This window comes from Microbispora sp. ZYX-F-249, from assembly GCF_039649665.1.
GTDB lineage: Bacteria > Actinomycetota > Actinomycetes > Streptosporangiales > Streptosporangiaceae > Microbispora > Microbispora maris.
In genome coordinates this window covers 136,937-159,163 of the sequence record NZ_JBDJAW010000002.1, presented here as the reverse complement: position 1 = coordinate 159,163, position 22,227 = coordinate 136,937, and the positions used below count along the sequence as shown (strand labels likewise).

The window sequence follows — 22,227 nt, the reverse complement described above, 5'->3', positions numbered from 1 at the left end:
GATGGGCGTGACTGATCCGGGTGGAATGCGGGCATCCGACGCCGAACGCGAGTCCGTGGTGGAGCGGCTGCGGGTGGCGTCCGCGGAGGGACGGCTGACCCTCGCCGAACTGACCGAGCGTACCGAGGCCGCCTACCTGGCGCAGACCCACGGCGAGCTCGCCCAGATCACCGCCGACCTGCCGGGTGCCGCCCCGGTCTCCGCTCCCGTGGCGCCGGCCGCCCGGGGGAGCAGGGCGCGCAAGTGGATCGTGGCGGTGCTGGGCGACGCCAAGAGGACCGGCACGTGGCGGATCGACGACGGCATCGGCGCGGTCTGTGTGATGGGCGACGTGGTCCTCGACCTGCGCGAGGCCGAGGTGCGCGGGCGTGAGGTGGACATCGTCGCCACGTGCGTGATGGGCGACGTCAAGATCATCGTGCCGGACGGCGTCGACGTCGAGCTGTCCGGAGTCACGATCCTGGGGGACAAGAAGGTTCAGGTGGTCGAGGCCCCGCGCGGCCAGTCCGCCCCCGTCGTCAAGGTCACGGCGTACGTGCTCATGGGCGACGTGAAGATCATCGGAGACTCCCGGGCCGACCCGATCAAGCGCGGCTGGTTCGCCTGGAGCGAGTGGTGGCAGGAGCGCCGGCAGCGCCCGGGCCACGGCGGATACGACCTGCCCGACCGCGGTCGCCACGGCCTGCACTAATCCGGGCCGCCCCGGTCCGGCTCGCTCTGGTCCGGCTCGCTCTGGTCCGGCTCGCTCTGAGGCGGCATGCGCGCCGCCGCGCAAGGGGCGGGAGCGCCGCCCTGACATGCCCTCCAGTTGTGCCCCGGGCGAGGAAGCATGATGAAAATTTCACCGTGGGAGACGCCGCTTCGGCGGGCGGCCTCACGCTAACGCCCAGTCAGCCCACGCTCGCAATCATGGGGCGACGCGAACCCGTACGCCGGGCGCTTGACAGTGGCGCTTGACCTCGTGTTTGCTCCGCCCGACACCACCGCTGTCCACCCCGGCGGAGAGGGGCTCGACCGGCAGACAAAATGTGAGCGCTAACAACGAGACGTCACGCGCGTGACCGGGCGCCGTACGACCCGAGCGCACCACGGAACGGTGCTCCTCCCGGCCCGGGGCTCCCGAGCCGGAAGGTCATTCGCCTGCGGCGCCGGAAGCAGGAGCCGCCGGTGCGCGGCCGTCGCGACAGGTCCCGGCCGGCGAGGCGTCTCCCCACATCGGATCGGCACGCCCGACAGCGCCGGTACGCATCACCTTTCGCAGCCGGGACGTCACGTACCCGCAGCAGAGGCGCCGGCCGCGGGGCCCGGCACCATCCGACGGCCATATCGCCGGCGGTCCGGGCCGACCCCCACACCGGCAGGGCCGCCGGACCCCGCCGGGTCCACCCTCGGCGAAATCCCCGCACGTTCTTCCGCGAGCTGTCCAGCGACGGCCGGACCCTCGGCGAAGTGCGGGGTGCGGGAAGCGGACCGCGACCCGGCAGCGCGCTACCGGGCCGGAGCCGCCCGACGGCTCCGAGCCGCTGCCGGCTCCTGAGCCGATCCGCAGTGCCGGCCGGCGGATTCCACGGCGTCGCCGTCGCGGTGACCGCGGCCGCCGGCCAGGCCGCCGAGCCGGCTGATGTCAGAGTCTGACGAGGAGGAACACAACGGTGCGAAGACATGTGAGCGAATCTCTGTATGGTGCCGCCGACGCACTCGGGCCGCCGCCCGGCCGGGGACGCCGCTTGATGCACCGCTTGATGCACCGCGTGACGGCCGCGACGGTGGCCGTTCTCGGGCTGCTCTCGATGACCATCGCGACTCACGCGGCATCGGCCGCCGACAATCCCTATCAGCGGGGTCCCAACCCGACCCTGGCCAGCGTGTCGGCCACCCGGGGGACGTTCGCCACCGCGCAGATCAGCGTGCCGCCCGGGAACGGCTTCGGCAGCGGTGTGATCTACTACCCGACGGACACCGGTCAGGGGACCTTCGGCGGCGTCGCGATCGTGCCGGGCTACTCCGCCCTGTTCGCCAACGAGGAAGCGTGGATGGGCCCCTGGCTCGCGTCCTTCGGCTTCGTAGTGATCGGGATCGAGACCAACAGCCGCACCGACAGCGCGGACGCCCGGGGAACCCAGCTGCTCGCCGCGCTGGACTACCTCACCCAGCGCAGCGCGGTGCGCGACCGGGTCGACCCCAACCGGTTGTCGGTGGTCGGCCATTCCGCGGGCGGGGCAGGCGTCCTGTCCGCGCTGCTCCGGCGGCCCACGCTGAAGGCCGCGGTCGGACTCGCGCCCGGCTCGCCGGTCGGGGACTACAGCCTGTACAACGACCGCGTGCCGACGATGTTCATCTCGGGCGAGAGGGACACGACCGTCACACGGTCCTACCTCAACGGGCTGTACACCACCATCCCGGCTTCGACGCCGAGCGCGTGGGTGGAGATCACCGGTGTGGACCACCTGTTCGCGACCCGCGCGAACACCACCGAGATGCGGGTGCTGATCCCCTGGTTGAAGATTTTCCTCGACGACGACACCCGGTACACCCAGTTCCTGTGCCCGCAACTGGCGGACTCCGCCAACGTCTCGATGTACCGGAGCAAGTGCCCGTACGTGCCGCCGGGCGGGTCGTCACCGTCGGCCAGCCCGTCCACGTCGCCGTCCGCCAGCCCGCCCGCCAGCCCGTCCACGTCGCCGTCCGCAAGCCCGCCGATTTCGCCGTCGCCGTCGCCGTCCGCCAGCCCGTCGGCGTCGCGCGCCTGCACGGCGAGCTACCGTACGGTGAACTCCTGGTCCGGGGGCTTCCAGGGCGAGGTGACGGTGACGGCGGGCACTTCGGCGATCAACGGGTGGACCGTCGGCTGGACGCTGAGCGGCGGCCAGACGATCAACCAGGTGTGGAACGGCACGCTGAGCGTCAACGGCTCCGCCGTCAGAGTGACGAACGCCTCGTACAACGGCTCGATCCCCGCGTCCGGCTCGAGCACGTTCGGCTTCCTCGGCACCGGTACGCCGTCGATGCCCTCCATCACGTGCACCAGCCCGTGAACCCTTCCGGCACGCCGTAGCGCGTAGGGCGTCAGGCGGCTTCGGAAGCGGCGCGGACGGCCTGGGCGTGCCGTTCGAGCAGGAGCGCGACCAGTTCGGGGGCGGGGCCGAGGACGCCGGCCACGGCGTGTGCGCCGGCCTCCAGGGCGTCGCGCTCCACCTTGTCGGCGAAGTGGCCGGGGGCCAGCAGGTAGGGCGCCACCACGACCCTCGGGGCGCCCGCGCGCGACAGCCGTACGACCTCGTCCCCGGGCGTGGGCGCGGCGGCCGAGGCGTAGGCGGCGGTGACCGACCACCAGGGGCGGGTGAGCGCCCACTCGCGGGCGACCGCGGCGATCGTCGCGTTCGCCCGGCGGTCGCTGGAGCCGGCCGAGACGAGCACCACGGCCGTCTCCGGGTCGCCGATCTCGACGCCGGCCTCGGTGAGACGGCGTTCGAGGGCCCGGACGAGCAGCGGATGCGGGCCGAGCGTGGGTCCGCAGACGGCCCGCAGCCGCGGGGTGCGTCCGGCCGCCTCCCGCAGCGCCGCCGGGATGTCCACGCGGCTGTGGTAGGCGGCGGTGAGCAGCAGGGGGAGCACGACGGCCTCGTCCAGCCCGGACAGCGCCTGCGGCAGCGAGGGCGGGGCGTGGTCGAGATAGGCGGCGCGGACGTCCAGGCCGGGCCGCGCCCGCCGTACGCCGTCGAGCAGCGCCTCCACGGTCGCGGCGGCGCGCGGGTCGCGGGACCCGTGCGCCACCGCGACCAGCGGCGCGCCTTCGTGCGGGACGGTCACAGGTGGATGCCGCATTCGATCTTGCCGAGGCCGGCCCAGCGGCCGCTGCGCGGGTCCTCGCCCGGCGCCACGCGGCGGGTGCAGGGGGCGCAGCCGATCGAGGGGTAGTCGTCGTAGTGCAGCGGGTTGATCAGAACCCCGTTGTCGGCGATGTAGTTGTCGACGTCCTGCTGGGTCCACCGGGCGATGGGGTTGACCTTGACCATCTGCCGCTTGGCGTCCCACTCCACGACCTTGGTGTTCGCGCGGGTGGGCGACTCGTCGCGGCGGATGCCCGACACCCACGCGAGGTACGGCTCCAGCGCCCGGTTGAGCGGCTCGACCTTGCGCAGGTAGCAGCACAGGTCGGGGTTGCGCCCGTACAGGCGCGGCCCGAGGTCGCGGTCCTGCTCCTCGACGGTCCTGGACGGCTTCACGTTGATCACGTTGACCTTGTAGACCGCCTCGACCGCGTCCCGGGTGCCGATGGTCTCGGCGAAGTGGTAGCCGGTGTCGATGAACAGCACGTCGACGCCGGGCTTGACCCTGCTGACCAGGTCGATCAGCAGGGCGTCGCTCATCGACGAGGTGAGACAGAGGCGGTCGCCGAAGGTGGCCGCGGCCCAACGGATGATCTCCCGGGCGGGCGCGTCCTCGAGGAAGCGCGCCGCGGACTCCACGATGCCCTGGAGGTCCAGCGTGGCCCGCTGCCGCTCCAGTCCTGCCTCTATCTCCGCCACCGACATCGTTACTCCTCACACGTCGTTCACTGATTCATCGGATGATTGGACGAAAGCCTTCTGGGATCACGAACGCACGCCGAGGCCGAGGAATTTCACCCGGAAGGCGCGGGCGCAGGACCTGCAGTACCATCCGTGGCTCTCCTCCTCGGTCACGTAGGGCTCCAGGTCCTCCTCGCCGCAGTACGGGCAGTAGAACGGCGCGGCCCTCTCGGTCGTCACTTGAGGTCGGCCTCGTCGGCGCGCTTGACCCATTCGGCGAAGGACTCGCCCTCGTCCTTCTGCTTCTCGTAGTTGCGCACGACCCGCTCGACGTAGTCGGGCAGGTCCTCGGCCGTGGTCTTGAGGCCGCGGACCTTCCTGCCGAAGCTCGGGTTCAGGCCGAACGAGCCGCCCAGGTGCACCTGGTAGCCCTCGACCTGCTCGCCCCTGTCGTTGACCACGAGCTGGCCCTTGAGGCCGATGTCGGCCGTCTGGATGCGGGCGCAGGAGTTCGGGCAGCCGTTGATGTTGATGGTCAGCGGCGCGGCGAAGTCGGGCAGTCGCCGCTCGAGCTCGTCGATCAGCTCGGACGCGGCGTTCTTGGTCTCCACGATCGCGAGCTTGCAGTACTCGATGCCGGTGCAGGCCATCGTCTGACGGCGGAACGTGGAGGGGTTGACCCGCAGGTCCGCGGCCTCCAGCTCGGCCACGATCGAGTCCACCCGGTCGGGCGCGACGTCGAGGATGACCATCTTCTGCTCGACCGTCGTCGCCACCCGGCCGGACCCGTGGCGCTCGGCGATGTCGGCGATGCGGTGCAGCAGGTCGCCGCTGAGCCGGCCCACCCGGGGCGCGAAGCCCACGTAGTAGTTGCCGTCACGCTGGAGGTGGACGCCGACGTGGTCGCGCCGGTCTCCGCGCGGCGCCGCGGGGGCCGGGCCGTCGGGCAGCTCGTACTTGAGGTACTCGGTCTGCAGCACCTCGCGGAACTTCTCCGGGCCCCAGTCGTTCATCAGGAACTTCAGCCGCGCCCTGCCGCGCAGCCGCCGGTAGCCGTAGTCGCGGAAGATGCCGGTGACCCCGGCCCACACCTCGTGGGCCTGCTCGGGCCGGACGAACACGCCGAGCCGCTTGGCGAACATCGGGTTGGTCGACAGGCCGCCGCCCACCCACAGGTCGAAGCCGGCCTCGCCCTGCTCGTTCAGCACGCCGACGAACGCGATGTCGTTGATCTCGTGAACCGTGCAGTGCGCGGCGCAGCCGCTGATCGCGGTCTTGAACTTGCGCGGCAGATTGGAGAACGCCGGGTCGCCGATGTACCGCTCGCGGATCTCCTGGAGCTGGGGCCGGCCGTCGATCACCTCGTCGGCGTCGATGCCCGCGAGGGGGCAGCCGAGCATGCCGCGCGGGGTGTCGCCGCACGCCTCGGTGGTGGACAGGCCCACGGCCTCCAGCCGCGTCCACATGTCCGGCACCGACTCGATCTCCACCCAGTGGAGCTGGATGTTCTGCCGGTCGGTGACGTCGGCGGTGCCCCTGGCGTAGTCGTTGGAGACGTCGGCGATCACCCGGAGCTGCTCCAGGCTGAGCTGGCCGCCGTCGGTCCGGATGCGGATCATGAAGTAGCGGTCGTCGAGCTCCTCGGGCTCCAGGACGGCCGTCTTGCCGCCGTCGATGCCCGGCTTGCGCTGGGTGTACAGGCCGTACCAGCGGAAGCGGCCGCGCAGGTCGGCGGGGTCGATGGAGTCGAAGCCGCGCTTGGAGTAGATGTCGATGATCCGCTGACGGACGTTCAGCCCGTCGTCGGCCTTCTTGTTCTCCTCGTTCTTGTTCAGCGGCTCACGGTAACCGAGAGCCCACTGACCTTCGCCACGCGGGCGCTTGTGATGGCGGTTCGCCGGGCGGGCCGGGGTGCTCATGGGCACACGTCCTTCTCCGAGGCTCGGTCTGAGATCGGTGTTCGGCGGGACGCCGGCGCAGGCGGCCTCTCACCTCGCCGTCGAGTGTGAGGGCATACGAAAACGACGCCTGGCCGAGCGCCCGGATGGATCAGCGGAGGGCGACGGTCAGCCGGCGTCGATACAGATCGCGCTACGGACACGCAGGAGATCGACGTGGCGTCGCACGACGAGCAACGGGTCCGCTGGCATGTCCCAAACGATACCTCTGAGATCCTGGATGTCCAAGTTCGTGTCCAGGATGCGGGATTGTGACGGCAATGTGACGCGGGGTCGTCACCCCTTGCGTATCCAGTTCTCCGGCGGCTCGGCCTCGTGGTCCTTCTCGGACGGCTCCTGGTGCTGGCAGTCGCACCAGGACCCGCCACGGCACTCCTCGTGCCGGTGCTCCCTGCACGCTGGGCAGATCATGTCTCCATTGTTCACCCCCTGTCACGGCCGGATGACAGGGGCGCGCGGTGACCGGTTCGTGAGGGATCCTCGCGAGAGGAGGGCAGAGGCCCCTATCCTGGGCGGCGACAATCCGCTCGCAGGTCACGTACTAAGCGCCCCGGCAGCGGGTAGAGCCCAGATCTCATGACCGATTGGGTGCCATGACCTCCACGGACGCGCCGTCGCGCAGGCCGCGGCGCCTCACGCGCAAGGGCATGACCATTGCGCGGGCGCGCCTGACGTGGCTGCGCGGCACGAACATCTGGTCTCTCGTCAAGGCGACCACGATGGCGGGCGTCGACTACCGGGTGACCGGCCTCGCGGGCGAGGCGGCCTTCTTCGCGCTGCTGTCGCTGCCGCCGTTCGTGCTCGGGCTGCTCGGCGTCATGGGTCACCTCAGCGGGCTGATCGGCGAGTCCACCGTCGGAGAGATCAGGGACTGGGTCGTGGCCCAGTCGGAGCTGCTGTTCACGCACAACACCGTCGAGCGGGTCGTGAAGCCGCTGCTCGCCGACGTGCTGAGCGGCGGACAGGTCTCGCTGATCTCCGTCGGCTTCCTGCTGTCTTTGTGGTCCGGCTCGCGTGCGCTGTTCGTGTACGTGGACCTGATATCCATCGCGTACGGGCTGGGGGAGACCCGGGGGATCATCCGCACCCGGGTGCTGTCGTTCATCCTCTATGTCGCCGCGCTGCTGATCGGGCTGGTCGTCATGCCGATCCTGGTCATCGGGCCGACCCTGATGTCCAACGCTCTGCCCAGATACGCCGTGCTCGTGAACGTCCTCTACTGGCCCGTGGTGGTGATCGGCTCGGTGCTGGCGCTGACCGTGCTGTACCACGTGAGCGTGCCGCACCGGACGCGCTGGTGGCGCGAGACCCCGGGGTCCGTGCTGGCGCTGGTGATCTGGATCGTGTGCGCCGCGTTCCTGCGTGAGGTGCTGGCGGCGTGGTTCACCCCGCTGTCGATCTACGGCTCGCTCGCGGCGCCGATCGCCGTGCTGCTGTGGCTCTACATCACCGCGCTCGCCGTGCTCATCGGGGCGACGCTGAACGCGGAGGTGGACCGGCTGTGGCCGCTCGGCGGCGCCAGCCGGCACGAGCACCATCACCGCAAGTCCGGTAAAGGCTGATCCATACCGATAGCGGTGGAAGGATGGCGTCGATGGACGCGCAGCCTTCCGCCGGTGACCCCACCGCGACCCACCGGCGCACGATCGGCCCCTACGTCCCCGTACGCCGCCTGGGGGAGGGCGGCATGGGCATCGTCTATCTCGCCAGGGACCCGCGGGGCCGCCAGGTGGCGCTCAAGGTCATGCGGCCGGAGCTGGCCGCCCAGGAGGAGTTCCGGACGCGGTTCCGCAAGGAGGCGGAGGCCGCCCAGCGGGTCGCCAGGTTCTGCACCGCGCCGCTCCTCGACGCCGGGCGGGACGGCGACCGGCACTACCTCGTCACCGAGTATGTCGACGGCCCCGACCTGTCGTCGGTCATCGACGCACAGGGCCCGCTCTCCGGTTCCAACCTCGACGCGCTCGCCGTCGGCGTCGCGACCGCCCTCGCCGCCATCCACAGGGCGGGGATCGTGCACCGCGACCTCAAGCCGTCCAACATCCTGCTCTCGCCCCTCGGCCCCCGGGTGATCGATTTCGGCGTGGCCCAGCTCGCGGACATGCTCGCCGAACGGACCGGGACCGTGATCGGGACGCCCAGCTACATGTCCCCGGAACAGGCGCGCGGGGAGCCGGTGACCTCCGCGGCCGACGTCTTCGCCTGGGGCTGCGTGATCGCGTACGCCGCGACCGGCAGGCCGCCGTTCGGCGGCGGCGCCGCGCCCGAGGTCCTCTACCGGGTCGCGCACCACGTGCCGCACCTGACCGGGCTCGACGAGCGCCTGCGGCCCCTGGTCGAACGGGCGCTGGACAAGGACCCCGGCCGGCGGCCGAGCGCCCAGCGGCTCCTCGACCGGCTGCTCGGCCGGGAGGAGGTGGCGGTCGAGGCCGCCACGAGGATCGTCAGCGACATCTGGGCGGCCCCCGCCGAGACGACCCGCCGCGCGGGCGCCGCGCGGGACGGCGTGAGGGCGGCCGGCGCGGGAACCGGCCCGGGAGCGGGAACGGAAGCGGGCGCGGAAGCCGGCTCGGACCGGCGGGACCGCCGCCGCTGGGCGCCGGTGGCGGCGGTCTGCGGGGCGCTCGCGGTGGCGGCCGCGGCTCTGCTCCTGACGTCGCGGCCCTTCGGCGGCGGCGGGACCGAGCCGAAGGGCCCGCTGACGGTCCGGGACGCCACGTTCAACGGTTCCTCGCTCCACCTGACCGTCGACGCGGTCCGTCGGCGGGGGACCTCGGTGAGTGTGCAGCTGACGGTCACTTTGAAGGACGGCAACCAGTGGTGGCCCAAGGATCTGTTCGGGGACCAGGTGTCGGGCGCCGCCCTCGTCGATCCGCCCAGCGGCTCCAAGTTCACGCCCGCGAGCAAGGACGGAGGCTGCCTGTGCAGCACGCTTCCGGCCCACTGGCTGCAGCCGGGCGACGTGGTCCCTCTCTACGCCACGTACACGGGTGTCCCCGAGGACCTGGAGACCGTGGGCCTCGACGTCCCGGGGTTCGGGCTCCTCGCCGACGTTCCGATCCAAGACGGATGACCGGACCACGTCTTCCGTACAGTCCGGGAATCCGTCGCGAAAGACTGATCTATCCGCCACCATGGGGCAGGTGACGGCGCCGATTCCTCCCACTGACGATGCGTCGACGTCCCCGCGGTCGGCGCGGCCTTCGATCGGGGGGTACACACTGCTTCGGCGGCTCGGGGAGGGCGGCATGGGAATCGTCCACCTGGCCCGTGACCGGTCGGGCCGGCCGGTGGCGATCAAGATCATGCGCCCGGAGCTGGCGGCCGGGCCGGAGTTCCGGCGCAGGTTCGCCCGCGAGGCGCAGGCCGCCCAGCGCGTCGCCCCGTTCTGCACCGCGGCCGTGCTCGACTCCGGAGTGGACGGCGACCAGGCCTATATCGTCACCGAATACGTCGAAGGGCCCGACCTCGGCTCGCTGATCAGGGACCGCGGCCCGCTCACCGGCGGAAGCCTGCAGGCCCTGGCCGTCGCGACGGCCACCGCCCTGGTCGCCATCCACGCGGCCGGCGTCGTGCACCGGGATCTGAAGCCGTCGAACATCCTGCTCGGCGTGCTCGGGCCCAAAGTGATCGATTTCGGCATCGCCCGGCTGGCCGACGCCGACGCCACCAGGACCGGGTCCGTCGTGGGCACTCCCGCCTACATGGCCCCGGAGCAGGCGAACGGCGAGCCGATCACCGCGGCGGCCGACGTCTTCGCCTGGGGGTGCGTGATCGCGTACGCCGGCACCGGCGGCCCGCCGTTCGGCGGCGGCACCCCGGCCGAGGTGCTCTTCCGCGTGGTGTCCCGGCCGCCGCGGCTCGACGGCCTCGACGAGCGCCTGCGGCCGCTGGTGGAGCGGGCGCTGGACAAGGACCCGGCCCGCCGCCCCACCGCCCAGGGGCTCCTCGACGCCCTGCTCGGCCGCGAGAGCGCCGGGATCGAGACGGCCACCCGGGTGGTCGGGGACACCTGGACCCCGGTCGTCGCCCCGGCCGCCACGCTCGCGGCTCCCGTTCCGCCGGACCGGCGCGGGCGGCGCCGGTGGCCGTACCTCACGGCGGCGCTGCTCGCCCTCGTCGCCGCCGCGACGGCGCTGGTGATCACCCGGCCGTGGGAGCCGGAGGGCAACCTTCCCGGCACGCCCGCGACCACCCGTGAGATGGAGATCGATAAGAATCCGATGCGGGTCCAGATCACCGAAGCGGTCCGGCTGCGCGACGGCGACGTCCGGCTGAGCTGGGCGCTCACGAACAGGGGTCCGAACGCCTGGATATTCATGGACGACTTCGGCAGGAGTGCGCTCGACTACTCGGTGTCCCAGGTCGGCCTGACGACGCCGGGGAGCAAGGAGCCCCTCTACCCCACCTGGAAGGACGGCGCGTGCTTGTGCAGCTCCGGGGTCACGTCGGTGCGCTCCGGTGAGGAGAAGCGGTTCTACGCGGTCTACACGTCCGTGCCGGAGGAGGCGGAGTCGGTGGACGTCGACATCCCCCGCCTGGGCGTCTTCCGGAATGTGTCGATTTCCGACGGCTGAGCCGCACTCGGCTCTCCGGCGAGGCGCGCTCGGATAGGGTTGGAGGCATCGCGACTGGCGCTGACGTGCTGCTGTGGCGCGTCGCTAGGTGGGGCACCACCGGGGAGCGAATTCGCGGAGGCCGTGCGCCTGGGTCGCCGCCGAAGAGTCGACGTGGAGAAGGAAGGCGCAATGGCTGAGAACTCGCTGAACGTCGTCGATCCCGAGATCGCCGAACTGATCAGGGCGGAGGAGCGGCGGCAGGCCGACACCGTCAAGCTGATCGCGTCCGAGAACTACGTGTCGAAGGCCGTCCTGGAGGCGACCGGGACCGTCCTCACCAACAAATACTCCGAGGGTTACCCGGGCAAGCGCTACTACGAGGGCCAGCAGGTCATCGACAAGATCGAGACGCTGGCGATCGAGCGGGCCAAGTCGGTCTTCGGCGTGAGCCACGCCAACGTCCAGCCCTACTCGGGCTCGCCCGCCAACCTCGCCGTCTACCTGGCGTTCCTGAGCCCGGGCGACACCGTGCTCGGCATGGGCCTGCCGTTCGGCGGCCACCTCACCCACGGCTGGTCGGTGTCCGCCACCGGCAAGTGGTTCAACTCCGTCAAGTACGGCGTGCGCCGCGACACCGGCCGCATCGACATGGACGAGGTGCGCGCGCTGGCGCTCGAGCACCGGCCCAAGCTGATCTTCTGCGGCGGCACCGCGATCCCGCGCACCATCGACTTCCCGGCCTTCGCGGAGATCGCCAAGGAGGTCGGCGCGGTGCTGGCGGCCGACATCGCCCACATCGCGGGCCTGGTCGCCGGGGGCGCCCACCCCTCCCCGGTCGGGCACGCCGACGTGATCTCCACGACCACCCACAAGACCCTGCGCGGCCCGCGCGGCGCGATGCTCATGGCGACCTCCGAGGAGATCGGCAAGGCGCTCGACAAGGCCGTGTTCCCCGGCCTGCAGGGCGGCCCGCACAACCACACCACCGCCGCCATCGCCGTCGCCCTGCGCGAGGCCGCCCAGCCGGACTTCAGGACGTACGCCGCGCAGATCGTGAAGAACGCGAAGGCGCTCGCCGACGAGCTGCTCGCCCGGGGCTTCGACCTGGTCTCCGGTGGCACCGACAACCACCTGATCCTGATGGATCTCACGTCCAAGGGCGTCGGGGGCAAGCCGGCCGCGCAGGCGCTCGACCGGGCGGGCCTGGAGACCAACTACAACACGGTGCCCTTCGACCCGCGCAAGCCGTTCGACCCGTCGGGCATCCGCATCGGCACTCCGTCGGTCACCTCCCGGGGGATGGGCGAGGCCGAGATGCGCCAGATCGCCGCGTGGATGGACGAGGTCGTCACCGCCGTGGCCAAGGGCGACGCGGAGGACGTGATCGCGCGGGTGCACGGCGAGGTCACCGAGCTGACGAGCCGGTTCCCCGCGCCCGGCCTGTCCTGATCACCCGGATCGACCGTGACGGCTCCCCGCGAAGGTGGCGGGGAGCCGTTCTCGTACCGGGCGGTCAGCCGAATCGCCTGCGGCGTGATGAAGCGGATTAATTCGGTTGCGGGGAGCGGCTGAAGGGCTGCTACTGTTCCCCCATCGCCGCGATCCGCGCGGCCGGAACCAGGGAGGTGAGGACTATGCGGGTCTTTCTGACGACCATGCCGTCCGTCAACTCCCGGGTGCCCGCCTAGTCTCCTCTCGCTGGGACACCCGGTCTTCGAAGGGTGTTCACCAGCAGTGTTCAACGATCTTTCTCTTCTCGGCTGGCACGAGGGGCTCGCGGAGCAGCTCCCCGACCTGCCCGGCGGCGCCGTTCCCGCGCGTGTGGCGCGGGTCGACCGGGGCGCCGCCGAGGTCATCGCCGCCGACGGAACCCATCAGGCACGGTTCGGCGCCCGCGTCCGCAGGGCCGCGGCCGCCGATCCGCTCGAGCTTCCGTGCGTGGGGGACTGGGTCGCGCTCGCCCGGCTCGATGAGGGCCGCTACGAACTGGCCGAGGTGCTGCCCCGCCGTACGGCCTTCGTCCGGGGCGGGGTGAGCCGCGACTCGCGCGGAGGGCTGTCGGGCGACGGTCAGGGGCAGGTCCTGGCCGCCAACGTCGACGTGGTCTTCGTGGCCGAGCCGTCCATGCACGCCACCGACTTCGCCGATCTCGGGCGGATCGAGCGCCTCGTGGCGCTCGCCTGGGAGAGCGGCGCCCGTCCGGTCGTGCTCGTCACCAAGGCCGATCTCTTCGAGCAGGGAATCGGCGATCTCCTCGCCGACGTCGCGGCGGCGGCGCCGGGCGTCGACGTCCACCCGGTCTGCTCACTCACCGGCGACGGGGTGGAGCTGGTGCGTGCCCACCTCGGCGCCGCCGGGACCGCCGTGGTCCTCGGCCCGTCGGGCGCGGGCAAGTCGACGCTCGTCAACGCGCTCGCCGGCACGGAGGTCATGGAGACCCAGCAGGTCAGGGCCGCCGACGGGCGGGGCAGGCACACGACCGTCCACCGGCAGCTCATCCCGCTGCCCGGCGGCGGGCTCGTCATCGACACCCCCGGCATCCGCCGGGTCGGACTGTACGAGATGAGCGAGGGCGTCGGCCTGGTCTTCGCCGACATCGAGGAACTGGCCGAGGGCTGCCGGTTCTCCGACTGCCGTCACCACGAGGAGCCGGGCTGCGCCGTGCTGGCCGCGGTGGAGTCGGGCGAACTGCCCGAGCGGCGGCTGGAGAGCTGGAACAGGCTGCAGCGCGAGGCCGCCTGGATGGCCCGCCGGACCGACGCCCGGCTGCGGGCCGAGGAGACCCGCAAGTGGAAGATCATCCACAAGCAGATGCGGGGCATCAACCGCCCGTAGGACGGCGACTCGGGGGTGCCTTCCGCTCCGGCCGCGGGTATGACCCGGGCGTGAGGACGACGCGGGCGCGGCCGCCGTACGCGGGCCGTGCCCCTGTGAAGGCGCTATGGGGGCGCTGCGTGCCGGGTCGCGCGGGACATGGGCCCGCGCGACCCGGCACTGCTCGCGCCGTCCGTCCGCCGGCGGCCGGCTCACCGAGGCGTGGTGTGCCCACCGGCCGCGGCGTGACGGAAGACAACGCGAAGGGCGCCCCGGGTGCGCCGTCCTCCCGCTCAGGGGGACGGAACGCGGGGCGCCCAGTGGTGACGCGTGTCGGGGAAGGGGGAAACGCTCAGGCGACGGCGCTGATGCCGGCGCTGGCGGCGCGGCGCATGCGGCGGCGACGCTCGGACGCGCGCTCGTCCTCGTTGAGGCCGCCCCACGTGCCGTACTTCTCCGGCCGGGAGAGCGCGTAGTCGAGGCACTCCGCTCGCACAGGACACTGAGCGCAGATGGCCTTGGCCTTGCGCTCCCGGATGTCGCGCTCGGGCTGACGCTCACCGTCAGGACCGAAGAACAGCACCAGGTCCTCTCCCCGGCACGCGGCATCATCCTGCCAACCCCAGCTGGGGCGCGGGCGGGCGAGCTGCCGACGTACCTGAGACATGAGAAACCACCTTTGGTGAGAGGTATTTCAGTGTTCGTGCCGCTTTGGACGCTTGTGGCGTCCCTTGTGCCAACGCCGGGATAGGCCGTGGTGTTCCCGGCTCCGGGCAGGAGCCCTCAGGTCAATACCGGCGTGAGCTCGCTCAGCTCGGCCAACCTGTAGGTCGGGATTCCATCGGCGCAAGTCATCCCGCACGGTGCCGTGAACACCGCGGGTTCGACCACGACTCGGAATCGCGACGTCCCACGCTCCGTCGTGCGCCGCACGACGGAGATCGTGGTGTCGTCAACCGACCGGGAGGATTCCACGGCCACCCCGCCGACCGAGATCTCGCCGGTGTGCGCCCGGACGAAGTGCTCGGCGGCCTGCAGTGGCTCAGGGATACCCGCGCGTCCCCGGAAACGGTCGAGGACGACCTCGCCGTGCCGGTACGCGTTTGCCGCCGCGATCGCAGCAGCCTGAGACATGCTGCCGTAGTAAAGCCCGTGTGGCAAGCATACGAGGTTGGCGGCGTATCGATCGCCGCCGACATGTGTGGTTTCCCACACTTCGCCGGGCAGGTTCTCGTCGAGGAACCGGGCCAGCGGGAGTCCGAGACGCGCACAGCACGCGTTGTGCCTGCCGTGCGTGCAGACCAGGTACATCGGCTCGTTCACCAGTATGCAGGACTCCGGAACCACTCCGTGCACGAGAGCGCCCAGGTCAAGATCGTCGGGGTGCTCCAGAAAGCCCTCCGCGAGCCACGGGTGGTCCACCGCGGCGGCGGCGACGTAGACGTGCAGGGGGCCCGTGAGGGGCTCGCGGCGGCCGGGCCGGCGGATCAGCTGCGGCCGGATGTCCAGTGCCCTGGCGCGGGAGATCAGCCGGTGGACGTCCTCGGGCAGCCGGCACTCCTCCAGCTCCGCGGCCCAGGGTCCCGTGTGCTCGATGAGCAGCCAGAACCGGCCCTTCCTGGTCGCGCTCGCCAGGATCGGCGCCTCCCCCGAGTGGCAGGCGGCGGGGTGCTCGCACCCGTTGGCCATCCGGTCCCGTCCTTCTCTCGCGTTTCTTAGGTAAGACTTACCTTAGCGACTTGCGGAAGAGGGTGCGGGGGCGGGGCCGTAAATCCCCATTAAATCCGCAATTGTCCGGATGTAGTCGCAGTCGCCCGAATCCTCGCATTTCATCGGCAAGCGAGGGCGAGCGGCAGTGGGGGATGCGCGTCAGGAGTAGGCGAGGGCGGCCTCGGCGGCAGGGAGGGCCGCCGCCCGGTCCTCGGGGACCAGGCCGATCCTCGTCCGCCGGTCCAGCAGGTCGGCGGCGTCCAGAGCGCCCTCGTGGCGCACGGCCCACACCAGCTCGGCCCGGGTGATCCCCAGCGCCACCGGCTCGGCCAGCGCGGGGTCCTCGCGCATCAGCTCGTGCAGCGCCCAGGCCTCCGAGCCGTACTTGCGGGCCAGCCGCCCGGGCGTGCCCGGCCGTACCGGTCCGGCCCCGACGAGGGGCAGGCGCGCGGTACGGCTCGCGCGCGCGTGCGGGCACGCGGCGTCGACGGCGTCCTCGGCCATCCGCCGATAGGTGGTGAGCTTCCCGCCCACGACCGTCACGACGCCGTCCGGCGAGCGCAGCACGGCGTGACGGCGGGACAGGTCGGCCGTCGGCCCGCCGGCGGCGTCCGCAGAGCCGGCCGCGTCGGCCGTGCCGGCCGTGTCCACCAGGGGCCGCAGCCCGGCGAAGGCGGCGGCGACGTCCGCGCGGGACAGCGGCCGGTCCAGCGCGGTCCCGAGGACGTCGAGCAGGAACGCGACGTCGCTCTCGGGCGCCTCGGGGACGTCGGGGATCGGCCCGTCCAGCGGTTCGTCGGTCAGCCCGGCGTAGACGCGGCCGTCGGCCTGGGGGAGCACCAGCGCGAAGCGGGCGCGCTCGCCGGGGATCGGCACGTGCAGTCCCGCGCGCAGCGGGCCGAGCGCCCCGGGGCGCAACACGAGGTGCGTGCCCCGCGAGGGGCGCAGCGCCACCGACGGCGTCAGCCCACCGGCCCACACGCCGGTCGCGTTGATCACCGCGCGGGCCCGGATGTCGAACTCCTCGCCGGTCAGCTCGTCACGCACCCGGGCGCCGTCCCCCGCCAGCGTCAGCGCCCGGCAGCGGGTGAGGATCCGGGCGCCGTGGGCGGCGGCCGTACGCGCCAGCGCGACGACCAGGCGGGCGTCGTCCACCACCCGGCCGTCCCACGACAGCAGCGCCCCGCGCAGACCGTCCGCGCGCAGGGCCGGGGCGAGCGCGAGGGCCCGCTCCGCCCCGAGCCGGAGGGGGCCCGGCAGCAGCCGCCGCGGCGTGCCCGCGGCGGCCCGCAGCGCGTCGCCCAGGCGGTACCCCGCCATGACGGTCGAGGCCCGGGCCCGGGGGACGGCCGGCGTCAGCGGCAGCAGGTACGGGTGGGCGGAGACCAGATGGGGCGCGGTGAAGCGCAGCAGGGCGTCGCGCTCCACCGCGCTCTCCCAGGCCACGCCGACCTGCCCGCTCGCGAGGTAGCGCAGCCCGCCGTGGATCAGCTTCGAGCTCCACCGGGAGGTGCCGAACGCCAGGTCGTGGGCGTCGACGGCGGCCACAGAAAGCCCGCGTGAGGCGGCGTCGAGCGCCGCTCCGGCCCCCGTCGCCCCCAGGCCGACCACGAGCACGTCGACGACGTCGGTGCGCGCCTCACCGATCTCCCAGAGGCGCCTGGCGGCGTTGAGTGAGGAGTTCATGTCCTCTCCACTACTTGGGGATTACTCTTGAGTAACCTACCTGGAGGCGTCACGGACATGGAAACCCCTCTCACCTCGGCGGAACCCATGCTCTGGTCGGGCTGGGGCGATCCCGCCAAGGCCGCCGAGCTTCCCGCGCCGGTGCGCGACCTGCTCGCGGAGCTCCTCGGCGTCCGCGCGCCCGCCGCGCCGGCGGCGACCTTCGGCGAGGTGCGGCTGCCGCCCGTGGCACTGCCGCCGCCCGTCCAGGCGGCGCTGGCCACGGTGGTGGGGGACGAGCACGTGCGGGCCGACGACGACGCCCGCATCCGCCACACCCGGGGCAAGTCCACCCCCGACCTGCTGCTCATGCGCGCGGGAGACGCCTCGGACGCGCCCGACGCGGTCGTGCTTCCCGGTTCCCACGACGAGGTGGCCGCCGTCCTGCGCCTGTGCGCGGAGCACCGGGTGGCCGTGGTGCCGTTCGGCGGTGGCACCTCGGTGGTCGGCGGGCTCGTGGCGGCCCGGCGGGGTTTCGCGGGCGTGGTCGCGCTCGACCTGACCCGGCTCGACCGGCTCGTCTCCGTCGACCCGGTGTCCATGGTCGCGGAGCTGGAGCCGGGCCTGCGCGCGCCGCAGGCCGAGCAGCTGCTCGCGGGGCACGGGCTGACGCTCGGGCACTTCCCCCAGTCGTACGAGTACGCGACGCTCGGCGGGTTCGCGGCGGCCAGGTCCAGCGGGCAGGCCTCGGCCGGATACGGCAGGTTCGACGACATGGTCGCCGGTCTGACCGTCGCGACGCCCCGGGGCACGCTGGAGATCGGCCGCGCGCCCAGGTCGGCCGCCGGGCCCGACCTGCGCCAGGTGTTCCTGGGCTCCGAGGGCGCCCTCGGGGTGATCACCTCGCTGCGGCTGCGGGTGCACCGCACCCCGGCCGTCAGGGCGTACGAGGGCTGGCGGTTCGAGAGCTTCGCGGCGGGGACGGCGGCCGTGCGGCGGCTCGCCCAGGAGGGGCCGCCCCCCACCGTGCTGCGGCTGTCGGACGAGACCGAGACCATGGTCGGGCTGGCCAAGCCCGCCGATCTCGGCGCGGCCGGCCGCGACTCCGGCTGCCTGCTGGTGGCGGGCTTCGAGGGCGCCCCGGGCGACGTGGCCCACCGGCGGGACCGCGTCGCCGCCGTGCTGATCGAGGCGGGCGGCGTCCACCTGGGGCCCGAGCCGGGGGAGAAGTGGGCGCGGGGCCGGTTCTCCGCGCCCTACCTGCGTGACTCCCTGCTGGCCGCCGGGGCGACCGTGGAGACGCTGGAGACCGCCGGCTTCTGGTCGAACCTGCCGCGCCTGTACGACGCCGTACGGCTCGCCCTGCACGGCGCGCTGGGCTCGCCCCTGGTCATGTGTCACATCTCCCACGTCTACGCCACGGGGGCCTCGCTGTACTTCACCGTGGTGACCGCGCAGACCGCCGACCCGCTCGCCCAGTGGGCGGCGGCCAAGCGGGCCGCGAACGAGGCGATCGTGGGGGCGGGCGGCACGATCTCCCACCACCACGGCGTCGGCCGCGACCACCGCGAGGCGTACGCCGCGGAGATCGGCGACCTGGGCGGCGAGATCCTGCGGGGGATCAAGGAACGGCTCGACCCCGACGGGATCCTCAACCCGGGGGTGCTGATTCCTTAGCCTCTCCCCGCCGATCTTCGCTCTTCCCGCGGAGACCGCTCAGTTCGGGCAAATCTTGCCGGTCGAGGCGATGGAGACGCGAAGATTGTTTCCATGGTCGATGTGGGCGCGGCCGCCGCGCGGGGGAAGCAGGTCTCGTCACGGGTGTCGCAGGCGGGAGCGGGCTGGGACTGCCAGGAGATCGGCTCCTTCGACGCGCTGCGCCCCGACCGGAACTCCTTCAGCTGGCTGAACCCCGTGACGCTGTGGCGCTCGCGCAACGAGGTCCTCGCCCAGATCTTCGGCGACCCCTCGCCGGAGGTGCGCCGCCGCTGGGTGGCCGCACAGCGCGAGCGCGGCGTCGACGAGGACTTCCGGGTGCGCCTCGACCCGGGCGAGGAGTTCTCGTTCCTGGTGCTCGGCGATACCGGAGAGGGCGACGCCTCGCAGTACGCGGTGGTGCCCGGGCTGCTCAAGCTCGGCGAGGGCACCGCGTTCGCCGTCATCGCGAGCGACGTGATCTACCCGACCGGCTCCGGCAACGAGTACCGCGACAAGTTCTTCCGGCCGTACCAGGACTACCCGGCCCCGATCTTCGCCGTGCCCGGCAACCACGACTGGTACGACGGGCTCGGCGGCTTCATGCGGGTCTTCTGCGACGCCCGCCCCCTGTCCGCGGAGAACCGTGGATTCCGCCTGTCGCCCGGCGGACTGCGCGGGCTGCTGTGGAGGAAACCCGAGACGATCGACGAGGACGCCCTCGCGGAGGCCAGGAAGATGCGGCCCGGCCCCGGGCCGGCGCTGCCGGGGCCCTACTGGGTGCTCGACACCGGCCGCCTGCTGCTCGTGGGCATCGACACCGGCATCAAGGGCACGCTCGACCGCGAGCAGGGCGAGTGGCTGCGCCGGGTCTCCGCCGACCCCCGCCCGAAGATCCTGATCACCGGCAAGCCGATCTACGTCAACAACGCCTACCACCCCTGTCCCATCGAGGGCGGCGGCACGGTGGACGACGTGGTCCGCGACCCGGCGCACAACTACGTCGCGGCCATCGGCGGTGACGTGCACAACTACCAGCGCTACCCGGTCCGCGCGGAGGGCCGGCTCATCCAGTACGTCGTGTCCGGGGGCGGCGGGGCGTTCATGCACGCGACCCACACCATCCCCCGGGTGGACGCCGGTGGCGTCCACGAGGACGACTTCAAGTGCTATCCCCTGCGCGGCGACTCGCTGTCGTTCTACAGCCTGCTCTACAGCAGGAGGCTGCGGCTGCGCGGGCTGTACATCACCCCCGAGGAGGGGCTGGCCCTGATGTCCCGGCGCATCGGCAACGCCCCGCCCCGGCCCACGCCGGGTGCGCCGACCGGCGCGCGGGTGAGGTGGGCGGCCCGGCTGCTCGGCGGCTGGCCGATGCCGTTCCGCCTGCCGGTGGGCCGGGTCTTCCATCGGTACATCTCCGAACTGTCCGACTGGGACACGCCGCCCTTCTTCAAGAGCTTCCTCCACCTGTCGGTCACCGGGGACACGATCCGGCTGCGCTGCTTCGCCGCCACGGGCTGCCTGCCGCAGGAGGAGGAGCCCCCGCTGGAGGACGAGGTCGAGATCCCGCTCTGACCTCGTACGGCGTCCTCGCGGGCGGCGGGACCGATCACGCAGCGGGACCGCGAAACCGACCGGCGGATGAACTGTCGGTGGCGCCTGGCACGCTGGTGGAGTGCACGTTGTGGTCGCGGCCGACGCCGAGGGAGGCGGGACGATCCGGCCCCTCGGCGAGAACGGGCACGCGGCGCATGCGAGCAGGGTGCCCGACCTCGCGGCGGCCGTGCGGTCGCTGGAGGCCGCCTCGCGGCCCCGCTGGGTGTGGGCCGACGCGCGCCGCGTCTACCCGGCGCTCCTGTCCGCCGGCGTACGGCTGTCGCGCTGCCACGACGTCGCGCTGACCGAGGGACTGCTGCTGGCGGCCGACGGCCGTTACGGGGAGCCCAGGCAGGTCCGTGCGGCCTACGCGCGCCTGCACGGCCTCCCCGTGCCCGACGACCCCCACGAGGCCGCGGAGGGGCATCAGGCGGGCGGCACGCAGGCGAGCCTGTTCGAGCCCGCGCCGCCCGGGCACGACGTCCCCGAGGCCGACATGGTCGCCGAGGTGTTCGAGGACCAGCGCCGCCGCGTCGCGCGTACGCCCGATCCGGGGCGGTTCCGCCTGCTGGTCGCCGCCGAGTCGGCCGGCACGCTGGTCGCCGCGGAGATGGCCCACGACGGCATGCCGTGGCGCGAGGACGTCCACGACGCGCTGCTGACCGACCTGCTCGGGCCCCGCCCCGCCCACGGCATGCGGCCCGCCAAGCTCCAGGCGCTGGCCGGCGAGGTGTCGGCCGCCTTCGGTCACCACGTCAACCCCGACTCCCCGCAGCAGATCGTCCGGGCGTTCAAGACCGCGGGGATCGAGATCCCGTCCACCCGCTCCCATGTGCTGAAGACGGTCGATCACCCGGCCGTCGCGCCGTTGCTGGCGTACAAGGAACTGGCCCGCCTGTACAGCTTCCACGGCTGGACCTGGGCCGCGCAGTGGGTCAGCGGCCACCGCTTCCGCCCCGAGTACGTCGTGGGCGGGGTGGTGAGCGGCAGGTGGGCCACCAGCGGCGGCGGGGCGCTGCAGATCCCCAAGGTGATGCGCAGGGTCGTGGTGGCCGACGACGGCTGGACGCTCGTAGTGGCCGACGCCGCGCAACTCGAACCCCGGGTGCTGGCCGCGCTGTCCGGCGACCGCGGGCTCGCCCGGGCCGCCGGGGAGATCGACCTGTACGCCGCGCTGGCCCAGGCGTTCGGCGGGGTCCGCGAGTCGGCCAAGATCGCGATGCTGTCCGCGATGTACGGCGGGACCAGCGGCGACGCCTCCAAGCTGCTGGCCGTCATGCGGCAGCGGTTCCCCAAGGCGTACGCGTTCGTGGAGGACGCCGCCCGCGCGGGGGAGGAAGGGCGGCTGGTGCGCTCCTGGCTGGGCCGCACCTGCCCGCCCCCGTCCGAGCGATGGCGGCGCCTGGTGGCCGGTCCCGAGGGCGCCCGGGCGGCCAGGGACCGGGGGAGGTTCACCCGCAACTTCGTCGTGCAGGCCACGGCGGCCGAGTGGGCGCTGACGCTTCTCGCGGTGCTGCGGGGGCTCCTGCCCGACGCGGCGAGGCTGGTGTTCTTCCAGCACGACGAGGTGATGGTGCACTGCCCGCTCGACCTGGCCGGCGAGGTCCGCGAGGCCGTGGGGCAGGCGGCGGAGGAGGCGACCCGGCTGCTGTTCGGCGACACCACGGTCCGCTTCCCGATGGAGGCGGTGGCCGTCAGCTGCTACGCCGACGCGAAGTGACC

General features: G+C 72.5%; 19 protein-coding genes and 1 riboswitch. Of the genes, 10 read left to right on the top strand and 9 right to left on the bottom strand.

Annotated elements, in window-relative coordinates; translation table 11 throughout:
• Window positions 1-7: 7 nt before the first annotated feature.
• Together AAH991_RS03225 and AAH991_RS03220 are read left to right on the top strand one after the other, a co-directional pair.
• The gene (locus AAH991_RS03225; protein ID WP_346224207.1) at window positions 8-691 is read left to right on the top strand and encodes a DUF1707 SHOCT-like domain-containing protein; all 684 of its coding nucleotides are present in this window, start codon (window positions 8-10) and stop codon (window positions 689-691) included.
• A 1,039-nt stretch (window positions 692-1,730) separates the two neighbouring features.
• A complete protein-coding gene (locus AAH991_RS03220; RefSeq protein WP_346224206.1) occupies window positions 1,731-3,035 on the top strand; it encodes a poly(ethylene terephthalate) hydrolase family protein in 1,305 nt (434 codons plus the stop codon).
• Window positions 3,036-3,066: 31 nt separating this feature from the next.
• Here AAH991_RS03220 and AAH991_RS03215 read toward each other — a convergent pair whose 3' ends face one another.
• From AAH991_RS03215 to AAH991_RS03195, 6 genes are all read right to left on the bottom strand, one after another.
• Complete coding sequence (locus AAH991_RS03215; RefSeq protein WP_428833928.1) at window positions 3,067-3,825, bottom strand: sirohydrochlorin chelatase; 759 nt, start codon at window positions 3,823-3,825, stop codon at window positions 3,067-3,069.
• The gene (locus tag AAH991_RS03210; RefSeq protein WP_346224204.1) at window positions 3,807-4,535 is read right to left on the bottom strand and encodes a phosphoadenylyl-sulfate reductase; all 729 of its coding nucleotides are present in this window, start codon (window positions 4,533-4,535) and stop codon (window positions 3,807-3,809) included. The genes AAH991_RS03215 and AAH991_RS03210 overlap by 19 nt, the downstream gene beginning before the upstream one ends.
• Window positions 4,536-4,595: 60 nt before the next feature.
• Complete coding sequence (locus tag AAH991_RS03205) at window positions 4,596-4,784, bottom strand: Insertion element protein (protein WP_169980307.1); 189 nt, start codon at window positions 4,782-4,784, stop codon at window positions 4,596-4,598.
• Window positions 4,748-6,430, bottom strand: coding sequence for a nitrite/sulfite reductase (locus tag AAH991_RS03200; protein ID WP_346224203.1), 1,683 nt, complete (start codon window positions 6,428-6,430; stop codon window positions 4,748-4,750). The genes AAH991_RS03205 and AAH991_RS03200 overlap by 37 nt, the downstream gene beginning before the upstream one ends.
• Window positions 6,431-6,577: 147 nt before the next feature.
• Window positions 6,578-6,661: a putative leader peptide gene (locus AAH991_RS40430; RefSeq protein WP_357054749.1), complete on the bottom strand. Its 84-nt coding sequence runs from the start codon at window positions 6,659-6,661 to the stop codon at window positions 6,578-6,580.
• An 84-nt stretch (window positions 6,662-6,745) separates the two neighbouring features.
• The gene (locus AAH991_RS03195) at window positions 6,746-6,880 is read right to left on the bottom strand and encodes a hypothetical protein (RefSeq protein WP_346224202.1); all 135 of its coding nucleotides are present in this window, start codon (window positions 6,878-6,880) and stop codon (window positions 6,746-6,748) included.
• A gap of 182 nt (window positions 6,881-7,062) precedes the next feature.
• Here AAH991_RS03195 and AAH991_RS03190 point away from each other — a divergent pair, with 182 nt between their 5' ends.
• The 5 genes from AAH991_RS03190 (at window position 7,063) to rsgA (ending at window position 13,860) form a co-directional block, all read left to right on the top strand.
• Window positions 7,063-8,031 carry a YihY/virulence factor BrkB family protein gene (locus AAH991_RS03190; protein WP_346224201.1) on the top strand — a complete coding sequence of 323 codons (969 nt, stop codon included), beginning with the start codon at window positions 7,063-7,065 and terminating at the stop codon, window positions 8,029-8,031.
• A gap of 32 nt (window positions 8,032-8,063) precedes the next feature.
• Window positions 8,064-9,539 (top strand): serine/threonine-protein kinase, encoded by a 1,476-nt coding sequence (locus AAH991_RS03185; protein ID WP_346224200.1) that lies wholly within the window; start codon window positions 8,064-8,066, stop codon window positions 9,537-9,539.
• Between the two features lie 61 nt (window positions 9,540-9,600).
• Entirely contained in the window at window positions 9,601-11,043 is a 1,443-nt protein-coding gene (locus AAH991_RS03180) for a serine/threonine-protein kinase (RefSeq protein WP_428833926.1), read from the top strand.
• Between the two features lie 40 nt (window positions 11,044-11,083).
• Window positions 11,084-11,185: riboswitch (ZMP/ZTP riboswitch) on the top strand.
• A gap of 11 nt (window positions 11,186-11,196) precedes the next feature.
• Entirely contained in the window at window positions 11,197-12,474 is a 1,278-nt protein-coding gene (gene glyA, locus AAH991_RS03175; RefSeq protein ID WP_428833925.1) for a serine hydroxymethyltransferase, read from the top strand.
• Window positions 12,475-12,759: 285 nt separating this feature from the next.
• The gene (rsgA, locus tag AAH991_RS03170) at window positions 12,760-13,860 is read left to right on the top strand and encodes a ribosome small subunit-dependent GTPase A (protein ID WP_346224198.1); all 1,101 of its coding nucleotides are present in this window, start codon (window positions 12,760-12,762) and stop codon (window positions 13,858-13,860) included.
• A 331-nt stretch (window positions 13,861-14,191) separates the two neighbouring features.
• Here the strand turns inward: rsgA and AAH991_RS03165 are convergent, their stop codons facing one another.
• From AAH991_RS03165 to AAH991_RS03155, 3 genes are all read right to left on the bottom strand, one after another.
• On the bottom strand, window positions 14,192-14,506 hold the full coding sequence (locus AAH991_RS03165) for a WhiB family transcriptional regulator (protein WP_076434697.1): 315 nt from the start codon (window positions 14,504-14,506) through the stop codon (window positions 14,192-14,194).
• Between the two features lie 116 nt (window positions 14,507-14,622).
• Complete coding sequence (locus AAH991_RS03160) at window positions 14,623-15,528, bottom strand: sucrase ferredoxin (RefSeq protein WP_346224197.1); 906 nt, start codon at window positions 15,526-15,528, stop codon at window positions 14,623-14,625.
• Between the two features lie 180 nt (window positions 15,529-15,708).
• Window positions 15,709-17,235, bottom strand: a complete 1,527-nt coding sequence (locus tag AAH991_RS03155) for a glycerol-3-phosphate dehydrogenase/oxidase (protein ID WP_346224196.1) — start codon at window positions 17,233-17,235, stop codon at window positions 15,709-15,711.
• Between the two features lie 57 nt (window positions 17,236-17,292).
• Here AAH991_RS03155 and AAH991_RS03150 point away from each other — a divergent pair, with 57 nt between their 5' ends.
• The 3 genes from AAH991_RS03150 to AAH991_RS03140 all read left to right on the top strand — a co-directional run bounded on the left by AAH991_RS03150 (window position 17,293) and on the right by AAH991_RS03140 (window position 22,225).
• Entirely contained in the window at window positions 17,293-18,891 is a 1,599-nt protein-coding gene (locus AAH991_RS03150) for an FAD-binding oxidoreductase (protein WP_346224195.1), read from the top strand.
• Between the two features lie 93 nt (window positions 18,892-18,984).
• Complete coding sequence (locus AAH991_RS03145) at window positions 18,985-20,484, top strand: metallophosphoesterase family protein (protein WP_346224194.1); 1,500 nt, start codon at window positions 18,985-18,987, stop codon at window positions 20,482-20,484.
• 100 nt (window positions 20,485-20,584) lie between these two features.
• Entirely contained in the window at window positions 20,585-22,225 is a 1,641-nt protein-coding gene (locus AAH991_RS03140; protein WP_346224193.1) for a bifunctional 3'-5' exonuclease/DNA polymerase, read from the top strand.
• The last annotated feature ends 2 nt before the right edge of the window (window positions 22,226-22,227 follow it).